2 protein-coding genes (1 of these 2 cut by a window edge) are annotated in these 22107 nt (G+C 73.8%); both read right to left on the bottom strand.

Going from position 1 to position 22107, the window contains the following annotated elements; genetic code table 11:
- Positions 1 to 2953, bottom strand: the 5' end (the start) of a protein-coding gene (locus BOQ63_RS04775; RefSeq protein WP_499503480.1) for an amino acid adenylation domain-containing protein. The gene continues 10619 nt to the left of window position 1, outside the view; the window shows 2953 of its 13572 coding nt (coding positions 1–2953); it begins with the start codon at positions 2951 to 2953; its stop codon lies off the left edge, out of view.
- Complete coding sequence (locus tag BOQ63_RS04770) at positions 2953 to 22107, bottom strand: non-ribosomal peptide synthase/polyketide synthase (protein WP_499503478.1); 19155 nt, start codon at positions 22105 to 22107, stop codon at positions 2953 to 2955. Before BOQ63_RS04770 ends, BOQ63_RS04775 begins: the two co-directional genes overlap by 1 nt.

Below are 22107 nucleotides of genomic sequence, written 5' to 3'. Positions count from 1 at the left end.
GGATCTCGGCGAAGAGGTCGGCGAGGACCTGCTCGTGCGGCGTGCGCGGCGGGCGGTCCTCGGTGACCGCCAGGTCCGGGGCGGGCAGGGCGCGGCGGTCCAGCTTGCCGTTGACGGTCAGCGGCAGCGCGTCCAGGACCAGGTAGGCGGCCGGGACCATGTACTCGGGCAGCCGCTCGGCGAGGTGGGCGCGCAACTCCTCGGCCGCCACGTCCCCGGTGGGGACGACGTAGCCGACCAGGCGCTTCACGCCCGGCGTGTCCTCGCGGACCACGACGGCGACCTGCCCGACGGCGGGGTGGGCGCCGAGCGCGGCCTCGATCTCGCCGGGTTCGATGCGGAAGCCGCGCAGCTTGACCTGCTGGTCGGCGCGGCCCGCGTACTCCAGCAGCCCGCCGCGGTTCCAGCGGGCCAGGTCACCGGTGCGGTACATGCGCTCACCGCTGGTGCCATGCGGGTCGGCGACGAAGCGCTCCGCCGTCAGCGCCGGGCGGTCGAAGTAGCCGCGCGACAGGCCCGCGCCCGCGAGGTACAGCTCACCCACACAGCCCACCGGGACCGGCCGCAGGCGGTCGTCCAGCACGTAGGCGCGCATGCCGTCGAGCGGGCGCCCGATGGGGAACGCGCCCTCGGGGGCCCGCGTCACCGCGTGGGTGGCGGCGAAGGTCGTCGTCTCGGTCGGGCCGTAGCCGTTCACCACAGTCAGTCCGGGGCAGGCGTCCAGGACACGGGCGACCGCGACGGGCGAGACCACGTCGCCACCGGTCCACACCTGGTGGACGCCGTGCAGGCTGCGCGGCTCCTCCTCGGCGACGACGGCGAACAGGCCCGCCGTCAGCCACAGCGCCGTCACGCCCTGCTCGGCCACCACGCGGCCGAGCGCAGCCGCCGACAGCTCGCCGGCCGGCGCGACGACCACGCAGCCGCCGTTGAGCAGCGGGACCCACAGCTCGAACGTCGAGGCGTCGAACGAGTACGGCGAGTGCACCAGCACCCGCTCGAACGCCGCCGACCCGGCGTAGCGGGCGTCCGACGCCAGCGCGACCACGTCCCGCTGCGTCACGGCCACGCCCTTGGGCCGGCCCGTTGAGCCGGAGGTGTACATCACGTAGGCGAGCTGGCGCGGGTCGCAGGCGACCTCCACGGCGTCGCCGACCTCGCCGCGCTCGTCGCCGACCAGGACGACGGTGCGGCTCAGCGCCTCGGCACCGTCGCGCGAGGCGGCGTCGGTGAGGACCAGCTTCGCGCCGGTCTCGGCGACGATCGCCTCACGGTGCGCGAGGGGGTAGCGGGAGTCCAGGGGCACGAAGAAGCCGCCCGCCTTCACCACGGCCAGCAGCGCCACGACCAGGTCGGCGGAGCGGTCCATCAGCACCGCGACGGCGCTCTCGGCGCGGACGCCCTCGGCCGCCAGGCGCCGGGCCAGGCCGTTGGCGCGCGCGTCCAACTCGGCGTAGGTCAGCTCGACACCGTCGGCCGCGGCGACGGCGACGGCGTGCGGGGTGCGGGCGACCTGGGCGGCGAAACTCTGCGGCAGCGTCCCGGCCGCCTCCGGACGGGGCGCGACACCGGTGCTCCAGTCGGCGAGGAGGCGGTCGCGCTCGGAGGCGTCCAGGATCGCGACGCGGGAGACAGGCTGCCGGGGGTCGGCGACCACGGCCGCCAGCACGCGGACGAAGCAGTCACCGAGCTGCTGCGCGGTCGCGGCGTCGAACAAATCGGCGGCGAACGTGACGTTGCCCCACAGGCCTGACACGGACGTGGCGGTTGAGGCCGGCTGCTCGCCGAAGGTGAAGGCGAGGTCGAACTTGGCGGGGGCCTCGCCGCCCTCCAGTGCCGCGACCGTCAGGCCCGGGAGGTCCAGCTGCGGCTGGGCGTTGTTCTGAAGCGACAGCATGACCTGGAACAGCGGGTGCCGGGCCATCGACCGCGACGGGGCGAGGTCCTCGACCAGCCGCTCGAACGGCACGTCCTGGTGCGCGAAGGCGCCCAGCCCCGCCTCGCGGGAACGGCGCACCACCTCGGCGAAGGTGGGGTCGCCGGACAGGTCGGTGCGCAGAACCAGGGTGTTGACGAAGAAGCCGACGAGGTCGTTCAGGCCCTCGTCCGTACGGCCGGCGACGGCGGTGCCGACGGGGATGTCGGTTCCGGCGCCGAGACGCGAGAGCAGGACGGCTAGGGCGCTCTGGAGCACCATGAACAGGGTGCCGCCCTGGGCGCGGGCGAGGTCGGCGGCGCGCTGGTGCAGCTCGGCCGGGACCGCGAACTCGACGGTGCCGCCCCGATGCCCGGCGGCGGCCGGGCGCAGACGGTCGTAGGGCAGGGCCAGCTCCTCGGGGAGGTCGGCCAGCGTCTCGCGCCAGTAGGCGAGCTGCTCGCTGAGCAGGCTCTCCGGGTCGTCCTCGTCGCCGAGCAGTTCGCGCTGCCACAGTGCGTAGTCGGCGTACTGGCCGGGCAGTTCGTCCCACTCGGGCTCGCCGCCCGCCAGGCGTGCGGCGTAGGCGGTGGAGACGTCGCGGGCCAGCGGTCCCATGGACCAGCCGTCACCGGCGATGTGGTGCACCACCAGCAGCAGCACGTGACTGTCAGGGCTCCGACTGAACAGCCAGGCCCGCAGCGGAAGTTCGTCGGCCAGGTCGAAGGCGTGCCGGGACGCGTGGGCGACCTCCTCGCGCAGCCCCGCCTCGTCGAGGCCGGTGGCGTCGACGACGGTCAGCAGCGAGCCGACGCTGTCGGCGGGCCGGATGTCCTGCCAGGGCTCGCCGTCGACGGCGGGGAAGACGGTGCGCAGCACCTCGTGCCGGCCGACGACGTCCCGCAGGGCGGCGTCGAGCACGTCGGCGTCGAGGTGGCCGGTGAGCCGCAGGCCGAGCGGGATGTTGTAGGTGGCGTTGGGTCCTTCCAGCTGGCCGAGGAACCACAGCCGCTGCTGTGCGAAAGAAACCGGGATCATCAGGACTCCTTGTGCCCGCGCATCGGCCGGAACGCGGGCCGTGCCTTCTTCTTGGTGGTGGTGAGGCTCTCGATCCGCGCGGCGACGCCGGCGACGGTCGGCGTCTCGAACAGCGCCTGGAGCGGCAGTTCGACGCCCATGGCGGTGCGGATCCGGCTGACCAGTCGGGTGGCCAGCAGCGAGTGACCGCCGAGTTCGAAGAAGTCGTCGTCCAGACCGACCCGTTCGACCTCGACGCCCAGCACCTGCGCGAACGCCTCGCACAGCTGCTCCTCGCGCGGCGTGGTCGGCGCGCGGTGCGCGACCGTCGAGCCGAGCTCGGGGGCGGGCAGGGCCTTGCGGTCGAGCTTGCTGTTGGGGGTCAGCGGCAGCGCGTCCAGCAGGATCGCCGCCGAGGGAACCATGTAGTCCGGCAGCGAGGCGGCCACGTGGCGCCGCAGGTCCTCGCCGGTGACGGTGGCCGCGTCGGCCGGGTCGGCGAGGACGGCGTAGGCGACCAGGCGCTTGTCACCGAGCCGGTCCTCGCGGGCGACGACGGCCGCGTGGGCGAGCGCCGGGTGCGCGGCGAGCACGGCCTCGACCTCGCCGAGTTCGATGCGGAATCCGCGGATCTTCACCTGGTCGTCGGCGCGGCCGACGAACTCCAGCTGGCCGTCCTGCGTCCAGCGCACCAGGTCGCCGGTACGGTACATGCGCTCGCCCGAGGCGCCTGCCGCGTTTGCGGCACCGAACGGGCAGGCCACGAAGCGCTCCGCGGACAGTGCCGGTCGGCCCAGGTAGCCGCGGGCCAGCCCCGTCCCTGCCAGGTACAGCTCGCCCACGGTGCCGACCGGCACCGGCCGCAACGCCGCGTCCAGCACGTAGGCGCGGCTGTTGTCCATGGGCCGCCCGATGGGCAGCACCGGCGGGATCTGCTCCACGTCCGTCACCGGGACCTGCGTGGTGCACAGGGTGGTCTCGGTGGGCCCGTAGGTGTTGCGGACCACGATGCCGGGGCAGGCCTCCAGAACGCGTCGCACGGCACTCGCCGGGACGATGTCGCCGCCGGTGCCGACCTCGTGGATGCCCGCGAACGCGGTCGGGTCGTCCTCGGCCAGCACCCGGAAGAGGCCGGCCGTGAGGTGCAGGTGGGTCAGCTGGTGGCGCTCCTTCAGCGACCGGATCGCCGCGGCGTCCGTCCGCCCGTCCGGCGCGACGACCACCGTGCCGCCCGAGGTCAGCGGCACCCACAGCTCGTAGGTGGACGCGTCGAAGGCGTGCGGGGCCTGGAACAGCGCCCGGTGCTGGCCGGTCTCGCTCCAGCAGCGGTCCGAGACGAGGTCGACCACACCGCGGTGGGTGTTGGCGATGCCCTTCGGGACGCCGGTGGAGCCGGAGGTGTACATCACGTAGACGCGCTGGTCCGGCAGGTTGCGCACGTCCAGGTCGGTGTCGTCGCCGGGGCCGGTTCCGGCCGTGGGCTCGATCACCAGGACGTCGGTGCCGGCCGCCTCGACGCCGCGCACGAAGGCGTGCTCGCGCGTCAGCGTGTCGGCGAGCAGCAGCCCGCCGCCCGCGTCGGCGTGGATCACGGCCATCCGGGACTCGGGCGCCCGCGCGTCGATCGGCACGAACGCGCCACCCGCCTTGAGTACGGCCAGCAGGGTGACCACCAGCTCGGCCGAGCGCCGCATCAGCACCGGGACCAGCGAGTCCGGGGTCACGCCGCGCTCGACGAGCACGCGGGCGAGGCGGTTGGCCCGGCCGTTGAGCTCGGCGTATCTGAGCGCGATGTCGTCGGCCACGAGGGCGACGGAGTCCGGAGTGCGGGCCGCCTGGGCCTCGAACAGGTCAGTGAGGCTGACGGCGGAGATGCCGGCCGCCGTGTCGTTCCAGGTGTGCAGCACCGTCCGGCGACGGTCCTCGTCGAGGACGTCAACGGCGGCGAGGGGCGTCTCCGGGGCCGTCTCCAGCGCGTCGACCAGGCCCGTCAGCGTGGTGAGCGCGAGCGCGCAGACCAGCTCGGGGTCGATCGGCGCGAGCGCCTGGACGGACAGCTGGAGTCGCGAGCCGAAGTCGTCGACCGCGACCGTGAGCGGGTAGTTGGTGCGGTCCTTGCCGTGCTCGGCGTGCTCGACGCCGGCCAGGCCGCTGCCCTCGACCTCCTCGTCCACCAACTGGCTGTGCCGGTAGTTGAGCAGGGCGGTGAACAGCGGGGCGGGGGCGGTGATGCCGCTGGCTCGCTGGGCCAGCGCGAGCGGGGCGTGCTCGTGGACGAGGAGGTCGGCGAGCTGTCCGCGCATCGCGCCGACCGCGTCGGCGACGGTGTGGGCGGCGGTGTCGAGGCGAACGGGCAGGGTGTTGATGAACAGCCCCGGCACCCGGTCGGCACCGCTGCCCGCGTTCATCCGGCCGAAGAGCAGCGTGCCGAACACCACGTCGTCGCGGTTGGCGGTCGCGGCCACGACGCGGGCGAAGGCGACGTGGAACAGCGTCGCCGGGCTCACCCCCAGCACCCGCGACAGCTCCCTGATACGAGCGGCCAGTTCCGGCGCGAGCACGTGCTCCGCCTCACTGACCCGGCTGCCGTCACCTCGCACGTCCAGCAGCCCGAACGGCGCGGACGGTTCGGCCACGTCACCCAGCAGGCCCGCGAAGAACCGCTCATGCTCCTCGCGGGAGACGCCGAGCCGGGCCTGGGCAACGAACTCGCGGAACGGCAGCGGCGCGGGCAGGCGGTCCTGCTCCCCCGCCAGCACGGCCCGGATCTCGCCGAGGAGGATGTCCAGCGCCGTGTGGTCGGTGACCAGGTGGTGGCGCTGGAGCGCCAGCAGCCAGCGCCCGCCGCCGGGTTCGGCCGCGACGAAGGCACGCAGCAGCGGCGCCCGGGTCAGGTCCATCACGGGCGGGCAGGCCCCCTGGAGCTCGCCCATCGCCTGCTCGACGGGGCCTGACAAGTTGACGGTCTCGACCGGCAGTTGGGCATGGCGCGCGACGACCTGCACCGGCTCGGCCAGGCCGTCCCAGAACACGCCCGTACGCAGGATGTCGTGACGGTCGATCACCTGTTGGAGCGCGCCGAGGAAGGCGTCGAGGCGCTCGCGCGAGTCGAAGGTGAGCAGGGCCGGAACGACGTACATGTCACGTCCGCCCTCGCCGGCAGCCATCAGGTGGTGGAAGAAGATGCCTTCCTGGAGGGGGGCGAGGGGGTAGACGTCGGCGATGTTCGCCGCGCCGCCCGGGAAGGCGGAGACGATGCGGTCGATCTCCGTCTCGCTCAGCTCGACCAGCGGCAGCATCTGCGGGGTGAGATGCCCGGCGCCGGCCGGGATCAGGTTCGGCGGCACCACGACGCCCGAGGCGTCACCGGCTGCGGTCGCGGCGGCGAGCCGAGCCGGGCTCGGGGAGGTGAAGAGGGTGCGCACGTCCACCGGGACGCCGCGGGCGCGCAGCTTCTCCACGAGCGACACGGCGAGCAGGGAATGCCCGCCGCGCTCGAAGAAGTCGTCGTCCACACCGACCCGCTCCACGCCCAGGACGCGGGCGAACTCCTCGCACAACACCTCCTCATGCGCCGTCGCGGGCGCACGGTAGGCGGTCGCGACGGCGGACCCGAAGTCCGGCGCGGGCAGCGCCCGGCGGTCCAGCTTGCCGTTGACCGTCCTCGGCACGACGTCCAGCGCCACGATCGCCGCCGGGACCATGTACTCCGGGAGCGTCTCGGCCAGGCCGGCGCGGACATCCGCCGTGTCGAGGAACGCGTCGCCGACGACGTAGCCGACGATGCGCTTGTCGCCCGGCACGTCCTCACGGACAACCACGACGGACTGCACCACGCCGGGCTGGGCGGCCAGCTGGGCTTCGATCTCGCCGAGTTCGATGCGGTAACCGCGGATCTTCACCTGGTCGTCGGTACGGCCCAGGTACTCGATGTTCCCGTCCCCACGCCAGCGTGCCAGGTCACCCGTGCGGTACATCCGCGTGCCGGAGGCGCCGAAGGGGTTGGCGACGAACCGCTCGGACGTCAGCGCCGGGCGGCCGAGGTAGCCACGCGCCAGCTGCGCGCCCGCGATGTAGAGCTCACCGGCCACACCCGCCGGCACCGGGCGCAGCCCGGCGTCCAGGATGTAGGCCTGCGTGTTCCACATCGGGCGCCCGATGGGGACGACGGTGCCCGACTCGACGTCGTCGCCCACCAGGTAGTCGGTGCAACCGACCGTCACCTCCGTCGGACCGTAGTGGTTCACCACCGCGACCCCCGGGTGCGCCTTGCGCCACTGCTCCAGCTGCGCGCCCTGTACGGCCTCGCCACCGACCATCAGCCGGCCCGTCGGCACGTGCGCGTCCGACATCGCATCCAGGTACGCCAGACCGCTCGGCGTCACCTTCAGGAAGGTGAGCCGCTCCGCGCCCAGGACGCCCGGGAGACGCTCGTCCAGCGCCGCCACGCGGACGCGACCGCCCGAGGTCAGCGCGCCGTAGAGGGCGGTGACACCCGCGTCGAAGGACATGGAGGCGTGCAGCAGGGTATTGCCCTGGACTTCGAGGTAGGCCTCCTGGGCACGCAGCACGTAGTTGACGAGACCGGCGTGCGGCAGCACGACGCCCTTCGGGCGGCCGGTCGAGCCGGAGGTGTAGATCACGTACGCCGGGTGCTGCGGCTCGATGGCCACACCGAGGTCGGTGTCGTCGAAGCCGTCGGTGGACAGCTCGTCCAGCAGCAGGACCTCGACACCGTTCGTGTCACCCGCGCGCTCCACGCAGGCGCGACTGGTCAGCAGCACCCGAGGCGCCGAGTCGGCCACCATGTACGCGATCCGGTCCACCGGGTACTCCGGGTCGACCGGCACGTACGCGCCACCCGCCTTGAGCACCGCCAGCAGGCTGATGACCAGCTCGTTCGAGCGCTCCAGCAGCACCGCGACGCGGTCCTCCGGGCGCACGCCGCGCGCGGCGAGCAGATGGGCGAGGCGGTTGGCGCGGGCGCCGGTCTCGGCGTAGGTGAGCTCGGTGGTCTCGTGGGCCAGCGCCACCGCTTGCGGCGTGCGGGCCACCTGGGCCTCGAAGAGCGCTGTCAGGGTCGTCGTGGGGACGGTGCGACCGGTGGCGTTCCACTCGTTGAGGATGCGGTGGAGCTCCTCGTCCGCCAGGACCTCCGCGTGCGTCACCGGCTGGTCCGGCGCGGCGAGGACCGCTTCCAGGACGCGGACGAAGCGCTGCGCGAGCGTCTCGACGGTCGGGGCGTCGAAGAGGTCCGCCGCGTAGGTGAGGGTGCCGGCCAGGCCGGCCGGGGCGCCGTCCGCGGCGAAGGACTCGGTGAGTGTGAAGCCCAGGTCGAAGCGGGCGACGTCCGCCTCCAGGGAGAGCGGGGAGGCCTGCACGCCGGGCAGGTCGAGCGAGGCCTCGGCGTTGTTCTGCACGGACAGCATGACCTGGAACAGGGGGTGCCGGGCCATCGACCGCGACGGGGCCAGCTCCTCCACGAGCCGCTCGAACGGCACGTCCTGGTGCGCGAACGCGCCCAAACTGGTCTCGCGGACACGGCCGAGCAACTCGGCGAAGGTCGGATCACCGGACAGATCCGTGCGCAGCACGAGCGTGTTGACGAAGAACCCGACCAGCTCGTCCAGCGCCTCGTCCGTACGCCCCGCGACCGGCGTGCCGATCGGGATGTCCTGCCCCGCGCCCAGGCGCGACAGCAGCACCGCGAGCGCCGCCTGCAGCACCATGAACGGCGTCACACCCTCGGCGCGGGCGAGCAGGCGCAGGCGTTCGTGGAGGTGGGCCGGGACGTCCAGGGCCACGGACCCGCCGCGGTGCGTGGCCACGGCCGCACGCGGCCGGTCGGCCGGCAGCGCCAGCTCCTCGGGCAGCTCGGCCAGAGCCTCGCGCCAGTAGCCCAACTGCTCGGCCAAGAGGCTGCCTTCGTCCTCGACCGAGCCCAGCAGCTCATGCTGCCACAGCGCGTAGTCGGCGTACTGCACCGGCAGCGGCTCCCACACCGGGTCCTCGCCGCGCAGGCGGGCGGCGTAGGCCGTCGAGGCGTCGCGGGCCAGCGGCGCCATCGACCAGCCGTCACCCGCGATGTGGTGCACCACCAGGACGAGGGTGTGGGTGTCCTCCCCCTCCTCGAACAGCCAGGCGTGCAGCGGTACGTCCTGACGCAGGTCGAAGACGTGCGCGGCGGCGCGCGCGAGGGCCTGTTCGTCGTGACCCTCGGTGCGGGTGACGGTCAGCAGCGCGCCGACCTCGTCCATCGGCAGCACTCGCTGCACCGGCCGTCCGTCCTGCGACCGGTAGACGGTGCGCAACACCTCGTGCCGGGCGACGACGTCGCGCAGCGCCTGGTGCAGCATTTCGGTGTCGAGCGGGCCGGTCAGGCGCAGCCCGAGGGGGATGTTGTAGGTGGCGCTCGGCCCCTCCAGCTCGCCGAGGAACCACAGCCGCTGCTGCGCGGAGGAGACCGGCAGGTGCTCGGGCCGCTCCCCCGCCGTCAGCGCCGGACGGTCCGCCCGCACGCCCTCCAGGCCGCCCAGACGCTCGGCGAGGGCGGCGACGGTCGGCGCCTCGAACAGGACGCGGATCGGCAGTTCGGCGTCAAGCGCCGTGCGGATCCGGCTGGCCAGGCGGGTCGCGAGCAGCGAGTGGCCGCCGAGCTCGAAGAAGCCGTCGTCGATCCCGACCTGCGGCAGGCCGAGGACCTGCGCGAACAGCTCGCACAGGATCGCCTCGCGCGGCGTGCGCGGCGCGCGGCCGGGCGTGACGGTGACGGTGGGCGCCGTAAGGGCCCGCCGGTCCAGCTTGCCGTTCACGGTCAGCGGCAGCGTGTCCAGCAGCACGAAGGCGGCCGGGACCATGTACTGCGGCAGCCGCTCGGCGAGGTGGCCGCGCAGCTCCTCGGCCGTCACCTCCCCGGCGGGGACGACGTAGCCGACCAGGCCCTTGCCGCCCGGCAGGTCCTCACGGACCACCACGGCGACCTGCCCGACGGCGGGGTGCGCGCCGAGCACGGCCTCGATCTCGCCCAGCTCGATACGGAAGCCGCGCAGCTTGATCTGCTGGTCGGCGCGGCCCGCGTACTCCAGCGAACCGCGGCGGTTCCAGCGGGCCAGGTCACCCGTGCGGTACATGCGGTCGCCCTGGGTGCTGTAGGGGTCGGCGACGAAGCGCTCCGCGGTCAGCGCCGGGCGGTCGAAGTAACCGCGCGACAGGCCCGCGCCCGCGAGGTACAGCTCACCCACGCAGCCCACCGGGACGGGCCGCAGGTGGTCGTCGAGGACGTAGGCGCGCATGTTGTCCATCGGGCCGCCGATCGGCAGCGCGGCGTCCGTGCCGCGCACCGGCTCGGCGGTGGCGAACGTGGTGGTCTCCGTCGGGCCGTAGACGTTGGCGACCACGGTCCGCGGGCAGGCCGCCCGGACCCGCGCGACCAGCGTCGGCGACACCACGTCACCGCCCGTCCACACCTGGCGCAGCCCGGCGAAGCAGGCCGCGTCCTCCTCGGCGAACAGGCCGAACAGGCCGATGGTGAGGAAGAGCCAGGTCACGCCGTGCTCGGCGACGAGCCGCGCGAGCGACTGCGCCGTCAGGTCCTCCGCCGGCGCCACGACCACGCGGCGTCCGGTCAGCAGCGGCGTCCACAGCTCGAACGTCGACGCGTCGAAGGAGTGCGGCGAGTGCATCAGCACCGCGCCCAGGTCCGGCCCGGCGAAGCGCCGGTCGGAGGAGAGCGCGATGACGTCGCGGTGGGTGACCGCGACGCCCTTGGGGCGGCCGGTCGAGCCGGAGGTGTACATCACGTAGACGAGCTGACGCGGGTCGCGGGCGACGGCAGTGGGGCTGCCCTCGTCACCGGTGTCGGAGTCGACGGTCAGGACCGTGAGGCCCAGGTCGTCCGCCTGCGCGCGCAGCGGCTCGTCGGTCAGGACGACGCCGACGCGGGTCTCCGCCGTGATCGCCTCGCGGTGGGCGAGTGGGTAGCGGGCGTCCAGCGGGACGTAGAAGCCGCCCGCCTTGACGATCGCCACCAGGGCGACGGTCAGCTCGGTGGAACGCTCCATCAGGACCGCCACGCCACGCTCCGGGCCCACGCCCTCGGCAGCTAGGCGTCGTGCGAGCCGCTCGGCGCGGGCGTCGAGCGCGGCGTAGGTGAGCTCGACGCCGTCCGGGCCGACGACCGCCACGGCGTCGGGCGTCCGCGCGACCTGGGCGGCGAACAGCTCCGGGAGTGTGGCGGTGGGGAGGTCGGTGGCGGTGTCGTTCCAGTCGCTCAGGATGCGGTGGCGCTCGGTGGCGTCGAGGATCTCGGCGTGGGCCACGGACTGCGCCGGGTCGGCGAGCAGGGCCGCCAGGACTCGCACGAACCGGTTGGCGAGCTCCTCCGCGGTGCGCCGGTCGAAGAGGTCGGTGGCGAAGGTGAGGTGGCCGCGCAGCCCGTCGGTGGCCGGCCGCTCCTCCAGGGTGAAGGCGAGATCGAACTTGGCCGCCAGCTCCCCGGCCCCGACCACCTCGGCGTCCAGGCCCGGCAGCTCCAGCAGCGCGGCGGCATTGTTCTGCACCGCCAGCATGACCTGGAAGAGCGGGTGCCGGGCCATCGACCGCGACGGGGCCAGCTCCTCCACGAGCCGCTCGAACGGCACGTCCTGGTGCGCGAACGCGCCCAGGCTCCTTTCACGGACACGGGTCAGCAACTCCGTGAAGGTCGGATCACCGGACAGGTCCGTGCGCAGCACGAGCGTGTTGACGAAGAACCCGACCAGCTCCTCGAGCGCGTCGTCGGTGCGGCCCGCGATCGGCGTGCCGATCGGAATGTCCGTGCCCGCACCCAGGCGCGACAGCAGCACCGCGAGCGCCGCCTGCAGCACCATGAACGGCGTCACACCCTCGGCGCGGGCGAGCTCCAGCAGGCGCGCGTGCTCGTCGGCGGGCACGGCGAAGGCGACGGTTCCGCCCGAGTGGCTCGCGACGGCCGGACGCGGCCGGTCGGTGGGCAGCGCCAGCTCCTCCGGCAGCTCGGCCAGCGCCTCGCGCCAGTAACCCAACTGCTCAGCCAGCAGGCTGCCCCCGTCCTCGACCGAGCCCAGCAACTCGCGCTGCCACAGCGCGTAGTCCGCGTACTGCACCGGCAACGGCTCCCACACCGGGACGCCGCCGCGCACGCGGGCTGCATAGGCGACGGAGACGTCACGAGCCAGCGGCGCCAACGACCAGCCGTCACCGGCGATGTGATGCACCACCACGACGAGGGTGCGGGTGTCCTCCGCCTCCTCGAACAGCCAGGCGCGGAAAGGGATTTCGGTGCTGATGTCCAACGCGTGGGAAGTGGCCCGCTTCACGGCCGTCCCGCTGTACGGCGCGACGGCGAGCGGGACCTTGACGGAATCGGCGGGCAGCACCTGCTGGTGCGGTTCGCCGTCCACGGACGGGAAGACCGTGCGCAGCACCTCGTGCCGCTCCACCACGTCCCCGAGCGCTGCCTCCAGCGCCGCCACGTCCATCGCGCCGGTCAGACGGACCGCCATCGGAATGTTGTACGTCGCACTCGGCCCCTCCAACTGCGCGAGGAACCACAGCCGCCGCTGCGCGAACGACACCGGAGGAACCTCCGGCCGTACACCCGCGACCAACGCAGGACGCCGCTCCCCCGACTCACCCAACCGCGCCGCAAGCCCGGCGACGGTCGGCGCCTCGAACACCGCACGGATCGGCACCTCCACCCCCAGCACCGACCGCACCCGGCTCACCAGCCGCGTCGCCAGCAACGAGTGCCCACCCAGCGCGAAGAAGTCCTCGTCCACACCGACCGACGGCCGGCCAAGCACCTCCGCGAACACCGCACACAGCAGCTCCTCCTGCAGGGACTGCGCGGCACGGCCGACGGCGCTCTGCGCGAGCTGCGGCACCGGCAGGGCCCGCCGGTCCAGCTTGCCGTTCGGCGTCAGCGGCATCGCCTCCAGCAGGACCAGCCCGGCCGGGACCATGTAGTCGGGCAGCGTGGCCGCGACGCGCGCGAGCAACTCAGCCACATCCAGGCCCCCGCCTGCCGGGACGACGTAGCCCACCAGGCGGCGGTCGCCGGGCTGGTCCTCGCGCACGATCACCGCGGCGGTCGCGACCGCAGGGTGCGCGGCGAGACACGCCTCGATCTCGCCGAGCTCGATGCGGAACCCGCGCAGCTTGACCTGGTCGTCGGTGCGGCCGAGGTACTCCAGGGCGCCGTCGGCGTTCCACCGGGCCAGGTCGCCGGTGCGGTACATGCGCTCGCCACGGGAGCTGTTCGGATCGGCGACGAAACGCTCCGCCGTCAACGCGGGGCGCCCGAGGTAACCACGGGCAAGCTGGTCGCCCGCGAGGTAGAGCTCTCCCGCGACGCCGACCGGCACGGGCCGCAGCGCGGCGTCGAGCACCTGGACGCGGGTGTTCCAGACCGGTCGCCCGATCGGCACGCTCGTGCCGGTGTCGGCGGGAGTGCAGGCCCAGGCGGTGACGTCGACGGATGCCTCGGTGGGACCGTAGAGGTTGTGCAGCGGAACCTGCGGCAGCACGGCGAAGAACCGGTCGCGGAGGTCGGCCGGCAGCGCCTCGCCGGAGCACATGACGGCGCGCAGGTCCGTGCACTCGGCGGCAGCCGGCTCCTGCACGAAGGCCTGGAGCATCGACGGCACGAAGTGCGTGACGGTGATCCGCTCGCGGCGGATCAGCTCGGCCAGGTAGGCCGGGTCGCGGTGACCGCCGGGCTTGGCCAGGACGAGCGTGGCGCCCTCCAGCAGCGGCCAGAAGAACTCCCACACGGACACGTCGAAGCCGAACGGCGTCTTCTGGAGGACCCGGTCCTCGGCGGTCAGGCCGTAGGCGTGCTGCATCCAGGCGAGACGGTTGACGATGCCGGCGTGCGGGACCGCGACGCCCTTGGGGCGGCCGGTCGAGCCGGAGGTGAAGATGACGTAGGCGGGGTGCTCGGGTCGCAGCGCGACCTCGAGAGCAGCGTTGGTGTCGGCCTGCTCCGCGAGGGTCTCCTCGGCGTCGAGCAGCAGCGGATCGGCGCCGGCCGCGTGCGCGACGGCGGCGGTCGCCTGGGTAGCCAGCACGAGCGCCGGGTTACCGTCCGCGAGCACGACGGTGATGCGGTCGGCCGGGTACTCCGGGTCCACCGGTAGGTAGGCCGCGCCGGCCTTCACCGTCGCCAGCAGCGCGAGGACCATCTCGACGGAGCGCTCCAGCACGAGCGCGACGGTGCGCTCCGGACCCGCGCCCCGCGTGACCAGCAGCCGCGCCAACCGCTCGGCGCGCGCGTCGAGTTCGGCGTAGCTGAGGCTCTCGTCGCCGAAGACAAGGGCCGTCGCGTCCGGGGTCCGCGCCGCCTGGGCGGCGAACAGCTCCGGGAGTGTGGCGGCGGGCAGGTCGACGGCGGTGTCGTTCCACTCGACGGAGATGCGGTGGCGCTCGGCGGCGTTGAGGATCTCGGCCTGGGCCACGGGCTGCGCCGGGTCGGCGAGCAGGGCCGCCAGGACTCGCACGAACCGGGCGGCGAGGGCGGAGGCGGTGTCGGTGTCGAAGAGGGCCGTGGCGAAGGTGAGTTGGCCGCGCAGTCCGTCGGTGCCGGGTTGCTCCTCCAGGGTGAAGGCGAGGTCGAACTTGGCCGCGAGCTCCCCGGCAGCCATCACCTGGGCGTCCACGCCCAGCAGGTCCAGCGCGGCGGCGGTGTTGTTCTGCACGGAAAGCATGACCTGGAACAGGGGGTGCCGGGCCATCGACCGCGACGGCGCCAGCTCCTCCACCAGCCGCTCGAACGGCACGTCCTGGTGCGCGAACGCGCCCAGGCTCCTTTCACGGACACGGGTCAGCAACTCCGTGAAGGTCGGATCACCGGACAGGTCCGTGCGCAGCACGAGCGTGTTGACGAAGAACCCGACCAGCTCGTCCAGCGCCTCGTCCGTACGCCCCGCGACCGGCGTGCCGATCGGGATGTCCTGCCCCGCGCCCAGGCGCGACAGCAGCACCGCGAGCGCCGCCTGCAGCACCATGAACGGCGTCACACCCTCGGCGCGCGCCACCTCCCGCAACCGGGCGTCGAGCTCCGCCGGGACGGAGAACTCCACCGTCCCGCCCTCATAGCTCGCCACCGCCGGACGCGCCCGGTCCACCGGGAGCGCCAGCTCCTCCGGCAGTTCGGCCAGGGTGCCGCGCCAGTACTCCAACTGCCGCGCCAGCACACTGCCCTGGTCGGACTCCTCACCCAGCAGCGCACGCTGCCACAGCGCGTAGTCCGCGTACTGCACCGGCAGCGGCTCCCACACGGGAGCCTCACCGAGGACCCGCGCCGCGTAGGCAGCCGACACGTCATGCGCCAGCGGCGCCAACGACCAGCCGTCACCAGCGATGTGGTGCACCACAACGACCAGCACTCGCTCGAACTCGCCCTGCTCGAACAGCCAGCTACGGACCGGGAGTTCACGGCTCAGGTCGAACCGGTGCGTCGTCGCGGCCGCGACGGCGTCGGCGTCGTAGGGGTGGACGGTCAGCCGCGAGCCGATCTCCTGCGCGGACAGGACGTGCTGGTGCGGTTCGCCGTCGAGGGACGGGAAGACCGTGCGCAGCACCTCGTGCCGCTCCACCACGTCCCCGAGCGCCGCCTCCAGCGCCGCCACGTCCAGCGCGCCGGTCAGACGGACCGCCATCGGAATGTTGTACGTCGCACTCGGGCCCTCCAACTGCGCGAGGAACCACAGCCGCCGCTGCGCGAACGACACCGGAGGAACCTCCGGCCGTACACCCGCGACCAACGCAGGACGCCGCTCCCCCGACTCACCCAACCGCGCCGCAAGCCCGGCGACGGTCGGCGCCTCGAAGACCGCACGGATCGGCACCTCCACCCCCAGCACCGACCGCACCCGGCTCACCAGCCGCGTCGCCAGCAACGAGTGCCCACCCAGCGCGAAGAAGTCCTCGTCCACGCCGACCGACGGCCGGCCAAGCACCTCCGCGAACACCGCACACAGCAGCTCCTCCTGCAGGGACTGCGCGGCACGGCCGACGGCGCTCTGCGCGAGCTGCGGCACCGGCAGGGCCCGCCGGTCCAGCTTGCCGTTCGGCGTCAGCGGCATCGCCTCCAGCAGGACCAGCCCGGCCGGGACCATGTAGTCGGGCAGCGTGGCCGCGACGCGCGCGAGCAACTCAGCCACATCCAGGCCCCCGCCTGCCGGGACGACGTAGCCCACCAAGCGCACATCTCCCGGCTGGTCCTCCCGCACGATCACCGCGGACTGCGCGACGCGCGGGTGGCACAGCAGCGCCGCCTCGATCTCGCCGAGTTCGATGCGGTGGCCGCGCACCTTCACCTGGGTGTCGGCACGGCCGACGAAGACCAGCTCACCCGCCGCGTCCCAGCGCGCGAGGTCGCCGGTGCGGTACATGCGTTCGCCACGGGAGCTGTTCGGATCGGCGACGAAACGCTCCGCCGTCAACGCGGGGCGGCCGAGGTAACCGCGGGCGAGGCCGTCGCCCGCGATGTACAGGTCGCCGATGACCCCGGCCGGGACCGGGCGGAGGCGGCGGTCCAGCACGTGGACGCGGGTGTTGGCGATCGGCACGCCGATCCGCGGGGTGGAAGCCCCGTCCGCCGGATCCACGCGCTGGGAGGTGGACCAGATGGTGGTCTCGGTCGGGCCGTAGAGGTTGGTGACCTCGCCGGCGGCGGTGAGGGAGGCGGCGAGCGGGCCGGGCAGGGCCTCGCCGCCGACCAGGACGCGCAGTGCGGGCAGCGCGGCGCCGGTCTCACGGGCGTGCTCGGCCAGGGCCTGCCACAGGGAGGGCGTGGCCTGCATGACGGTCGTGCCCGTGCGGGAGAGCAGTGCGATGAGCGCGGCCGGGTCCACGACCACGTCGCGCGGAGCGAGGTCGACCACGGCGCCGCTGACCAGCGGCAGGTAGAGCTCCAACGCGGCGATGTCGAAGGAGATCGTCGTGACCGCCGTCCATCGGTCCGCCTCCGTGAGCGGGAAGCGCAGCGCCATGTCGGCCAGGAAGTTGGCCAGGCTCGCGTGGGGCACCGAGACGCCCTTGGGGCGGCCGGTGGAGCCGGAGGTGTAGATCACATAGGCGGGGTGCGCGGGACGCAGCGGCGCACGACGGTCGGCGTCCGTGACGGGGGCGTCCGCGTGGTCGCGGGCCGGGTCGCCGTCCAGCAGCAGTACGCGCGCCGGGGCCCGGTGGCCGAGCCGCTCGGCGGTCTCGGCGCAGGCGAGGACGAGAACGGGTGCCGCGTCGTCGAGGACGTAGCCGATGCGGTCGGTGGGGTATTCGGGGTCGACCGGCACGTACGCGCCGCCGGCCTTCACCACGGCCAGCAGGGCGACCAGCAGTTCCGCGGTGCGCGGCAGCACGACGGCGACACGCTCCTCGGGGCCGACGCCGCGCTGCACGAGCAGCCGGGCGAGGCGGTTGGCGCGGGCCTCCAGCTCGCCGTAGGAGATCGCGGCGTCGCCGACGACCAGCGCGGTCGCCTCCGGCGTGCGCGCCGCCTGCGCGGCGACCAGCTCCGGCAACAGCGCGGGCGCGACCGGACCGCCTGCACTGCCCTGCGTCAGCAGGCCCTGACGCTCCTCCGAGCCGAGCACGTCGAGGTCGCCGACGGCGGTCCGCGGGGCGTGGTCGAGCGCGTCGGCCAGCGAGGCGAGCGTCTGTTCGACCAGGGCTGCGACGGCCGCCCCATCGATCGGCGCGACGGCCTGGACGGAGCAGGTGAACGCGTCGACGCGGTCGTCGACGGTCAGCGCGAGCGGGTAGTTGGTGCGGTCCTCCAGGTGGACCAGCTCGACACCGGGCAACGCCTCGACCGTGCCCGCGCGCAGGGCGAAGCCCTGTACGCGGCGGTAGTTGAGCAGCGCGGTGAAGAGAGGCGCGGTGCCCTCGACGGCGGAGGTCCGCTGGACCAGCGACAGCGGCGCACACTCGTGGGCCAGCAGGGCGGCGAGCTGGGTCTGCATCTCCCGCAGGGCGTCGGCCACGGCCACGGCGCCGGTGGCCTGGCGGACGGGCAGGGTGTTGATGAAGAGCCCCGGAACGTCGCCGCCACCGGCCGCGCGGCCGAAGAGGACGGTGCCGAAGACGACGTCGTCCTGGTTCGAGGTGGCCGCGACGACCCGGGCCCAGGCGAGGTGGAACAGCGCGGCGGCGCTGACACCGTGGCGGCTCGCCAGGGAGCGCAGTCGCTCGGCCTCCCTGGCCTCGACGAGGAACGTCGCCTCGGCGTGGCCGCCCGCATCCCCGCGCACGTCCAGCACGCCGAACGGCGCGGTGGGCTCGGCCACGTCGCCGAGCAGCCCGGCGAAGTAGCGTTCGTGGTCCGCGTCCTGGCAGCCCAGGCGGGTCTGAGCGACGAAGTCCCGGTAGGGCGCGGGCGGCGGCAGGCGGTCCGCCTCGCCCGCGAGGCGCGCCTGGACCTCGGCGAGGAGCACGGCCAGGGCGGTGTTGTCGACGACGAGGTGGTGCTGCTGGAGCAGCAGCAGCCATCGGTCGGTGCCGGGCTCGGCTGCGACGTGGCCGCGTAGCAGCGGGGCGCTGCCGAGGTCCATGGTCGTCGGGCAGGCGGCGAGGAGCGGGTGCACCGCGGCGCCGTCGGCAGCCGGGACCGCCGTGAGGTCGACCTCCTCGACCGGGACGGTGACGTGGCGTACGACGACCTGGACCGGCTCGGGCAGGCCCTCCCACAGCACGGCGGTGCGCAGTACGTCGTGGCGGTCGACGACGGACCGCAGCGCGGTGAGGAAGCCGTCGAGCCGCTCGCGACCGTCGAAGGCGAGCACCACGGGCAGGACGTAGACGTCGCGGCCCTCGGCGGCCGTCAGGTGGTGGAAGAGGATGCCCTCCTGGAGGGGTGCCAGCGGGTAGATGTCCGCGATGTTGGCGGCGCCGCCCGGGACCGCTTCGGCGATCCGGTCGATCTGGTCCTGCGTCAGCGACACCAGCGGCAGCATCTCGGGCGTGACGCGCTTCGCGTCGGCGGGGATGAGGTTCGGCGGGACGGCGAAGTCGTCTTCCTCACCGCCGACGACGCCCGTGGCAACGGTCGCCAGCCCGGCGACGGTGGGCGCGCCGAACAGCGCTCGCACGTCAACGCCGAGTCCGTGCGAGCGCAACCGCTCCACCAGAGAGACGGCGAGCAGCGAGTGGCCGCCCAGGGCGAAGAAGCTGTCGTCCACGCCGACGCGGTCGACGCCGAGGACCTGCTCGAAGACCTCGCTCAGAACCTTCTCGCGCGGCGTCGAGGGCGCGCGGTAGCCGGTCGTGGCGGTGAACTCGGGTGCGGGCAGGGCCAGTCGGTCGATCTTGCCGTTCGGGGTCAGCGGCAGTGCGTCCAGCGCGAGGACGGCGCTGGGCACCATGACATCGGTGAGGGTCGCGGCGAGGTGGGCGCGGATCTCCTCCGGCGTGACTTGTGCTCCGTCCTCGTACACGACGTAGCCGACCAGGCGGGGGTCGTCCGCGCGGTCCTCGCGGACGACGGCGGTGGCCCGCCGCACGCCCGGGTGGGCGCAGAGCGCGGCCTCGACCTCGCCGAGCTCGACGCGCTGGCCGCGCACCTTGACCTGCGCGTCCGCGCGGCCCAGCAGCTCGAGGGCGCCCTCGGCCGTCCAGCGGGCCAGGTCGCCGGTGCGGTACAGGCGGGCGCCTGGGGCACCGAACGGATCGGCGACGAAGCGCTCGGCGGTCAGGGCCGGGCGGCGCAGGTAGCCGCGGGAGAGGGCGTCGCCGCCGACGTAGAGCTCACCGGTGGCGCCGGCCGGGACGGGGCGCAGGGCGGCGTCGAGGATGTGGGCGTCGATGTTGTCCAGCGGCAGGCCGATGGGCTGCCGCTCACCGTTGACGTCGCCGGTGACGGCGTCGCCGCTGATCTCGGAGGCGCCGTAGTAGTTGGTGAGGCGCGCGTGCGGCAGCGCCTCGGCGAAGCGGGCGGCGAGGTAGGCGGGGATGGTCTCGCCGGTGGTCACCCACAGCTCGCAGGTGGCCAGCCGCTCCGGGCCGGCGATGTCGAGCAGGGCAGCGAGCAGGCTCGGGACGAGCATGATGCGGCCGACGCCGTGGTGCTCGATCAGCGCGACGAGGGCGACGGGGTCCTTGGCCTGGTCGCTGTCGGCGAGGACGAGGCCCTCGCCGTGCAGCAGCGAGCCGAGGATCTCGGTGGAGCCGTCGACGAAGCTCATCGAGCTCTTGGCGAGCGCCGGGCGGCCGGTCCGGTAGGGGTCGCGGGCGGCGATGGCGGCCAGGTGGTTGATCTCGGCCGCGTGGACACCCACGACGCCCTTGGGGCGGCCGGTCGAGCCGGAGGTGTAGATGACGTAGGCGGGGTGCTCGGGGCGCAGCGGCGTGCGGCGCTCGGCGTCGATGAGATCGACGGCCTGACGTCCCGCCACATCGGCCACGACGGAGGGCGCGTCCAGCGCCAGTGCCGTGACGTCGGTGTCCGTGAGGACGGAGGCCGTCTCGGCGACGGTCAGGGCGAGGACGGGGCGGGCGTCGCCGAGCATGAAGCGGACGCGTTCGGCGGGCCAGGTCGGGTCCACGGGCAGGTAGGCGGCGCCGGCCTTCAGCACCGCCAGCAGCGCCACGACCAGCTCGGGGGAGCGGGGCAGCGCCAGGGCGACCAGGGTCTCGGCACCGACGCCGCGCTCGACGAGCAGGCGGGCGAGCCGGTTGGCGCGGGCGTTGAGGGACGCGTAGTCGACTGCCTCGTCGCGGCAGACCAGGGCGGTCGCCCCGGGCGTGCGGGCGGCGCGCTCCTCGAAGGCGGCGGTGAGGGTGGTGCGCGGCCGCTCGACGCGCGGGCCGGTGCCCAGCGTCAGCGCGGCCTGCGTGTCGGCGTCCGCCGCGAGCCCGATGCGGCCGAGCAGTGTCTCCGGCGCCTGGTCGGCGAAGGCGTCGAGGACCCGCAGGAAGGTGTCGGCGTGGCCGGGCAGCTGCTCGGCCGTGTACAGGGCCGGGTTGCCGTTGACGACCAGCCTGCCGCCCGCGCCCGCTCGGTGGTCGTAGAGGACGAAGGCCAGGTCTTCGACCAGCCCGTTGCCGAGGTTGCGGAAGGTGGCTCGGTGCCCGGCAAAGGTCATGTCGTCGCGGTCGAAGGACATGACGTTCACGCTCGGCCCGACCAGCGCGCCGCTCACGGGGACACCGAGCTCGCGGCGCATGTCCTCGTAGCGGAACAGCTGGTGGCGCAGTGCCTCGCGCATCGACTTCGAGGTCTGGCGGACGAACTCACGCACGCTCAGTTCGGGGCGCGGGGAGAGCCGGATCGGCAGGACGTTGGCCGTCATCGCCACCGAGCGGCGCTGCAGCGCCGTCGCGCGGCCGGTGACGGGAAGGCCGAGGACAACCTCCTCGGCGCCGGTGAGCCTGGCGAGGTGGAGGGCGGCCGCCGCGGCGGCGAGCACGGGCAGGCCGGTTCCGAGGCGGCGGGCGGCTGCGCGCAGGCGCTCGGCGTGCTCGAGGGCGAGCGGGCGCTCGTGGCGCACGTGGTGATGGCCCGCGGGGGCGTGGCGCCCGGCGAGGGTGACCGGCTCGGGGCGGTCGGCGAGGCGTTCGGCCCAGTAGGCGCGGTCGGCCTCGAACCGGTCCGAGGCGCGGTAGTCGAGGTCCTCGTCGAGCAGGGAGCGGAAGGTGGGCAGCGGGGTACCGAGGTCGTCGCTGCCTGCGGCGAGGGCGGAGTAGATCTCGGCCACACGGGCGGAGGCGAGCGAGCCGGCGTAGCCGTCGCAGGCGATGTGGTGGGCGCGCTGGTACCAGAAGAAGCGGTCCGGTCCTGCGGGGAACAGGGCCAGCGCCGTGGTCGGGTCCTCGGCCAGGTCGACCGGACGGGCGAGGTCGGCGCGGATCCACCGCTCGACGGCCGCCTCGGGGTCGCTCTCGCCGCTGACGTCCTGGACGTGGAGCAGGACGCCCTCGTCGGAGGCGGTGAACTGGCACACCACCCCGGCCTCTACGCGGTACCGCATCCGCAGGGCTTCGGCCTCCGCCGCCATCTGACGCACCGCCTTCTCGAACAGGGCGGCGTCGACCGGACCGTGGATCTCCACGCACTCGGCGACCTGGTTCGCCGGGTTGGCGGGGTCCAGTTGCTGGCCGAACCAGACGCCCGCCTGGGCGGCGGTCAGCGGCCAGGTGGCGGGGGTGGTGTCCGACAT

It is taken from the genome of Streptomyces viridifaciens, assembly GCF_001888885.2.
Taxonomy (GTDB): Bacteria; Actinomycetota; Actinomycetes; order Streptomycetales; family Streptomycetaceae; genus Kitasatospora; species Kitasatospora aureofaciens.
The sequence above is the reverse complement of the archived record's forward strand: the minus strand, read 5'-3'. Positions and strand labels throughout refer to the sequence as shown.

Coding starts and splice junctions, on each gene's coding strand:
- BOQ63_RS04770 (WP_499503478.1), bottom strand. CDS start 22,107: ATGTCGGACACCACCCCCGCCACCTGGCCGCTGACCGCCGCCCAGGCG.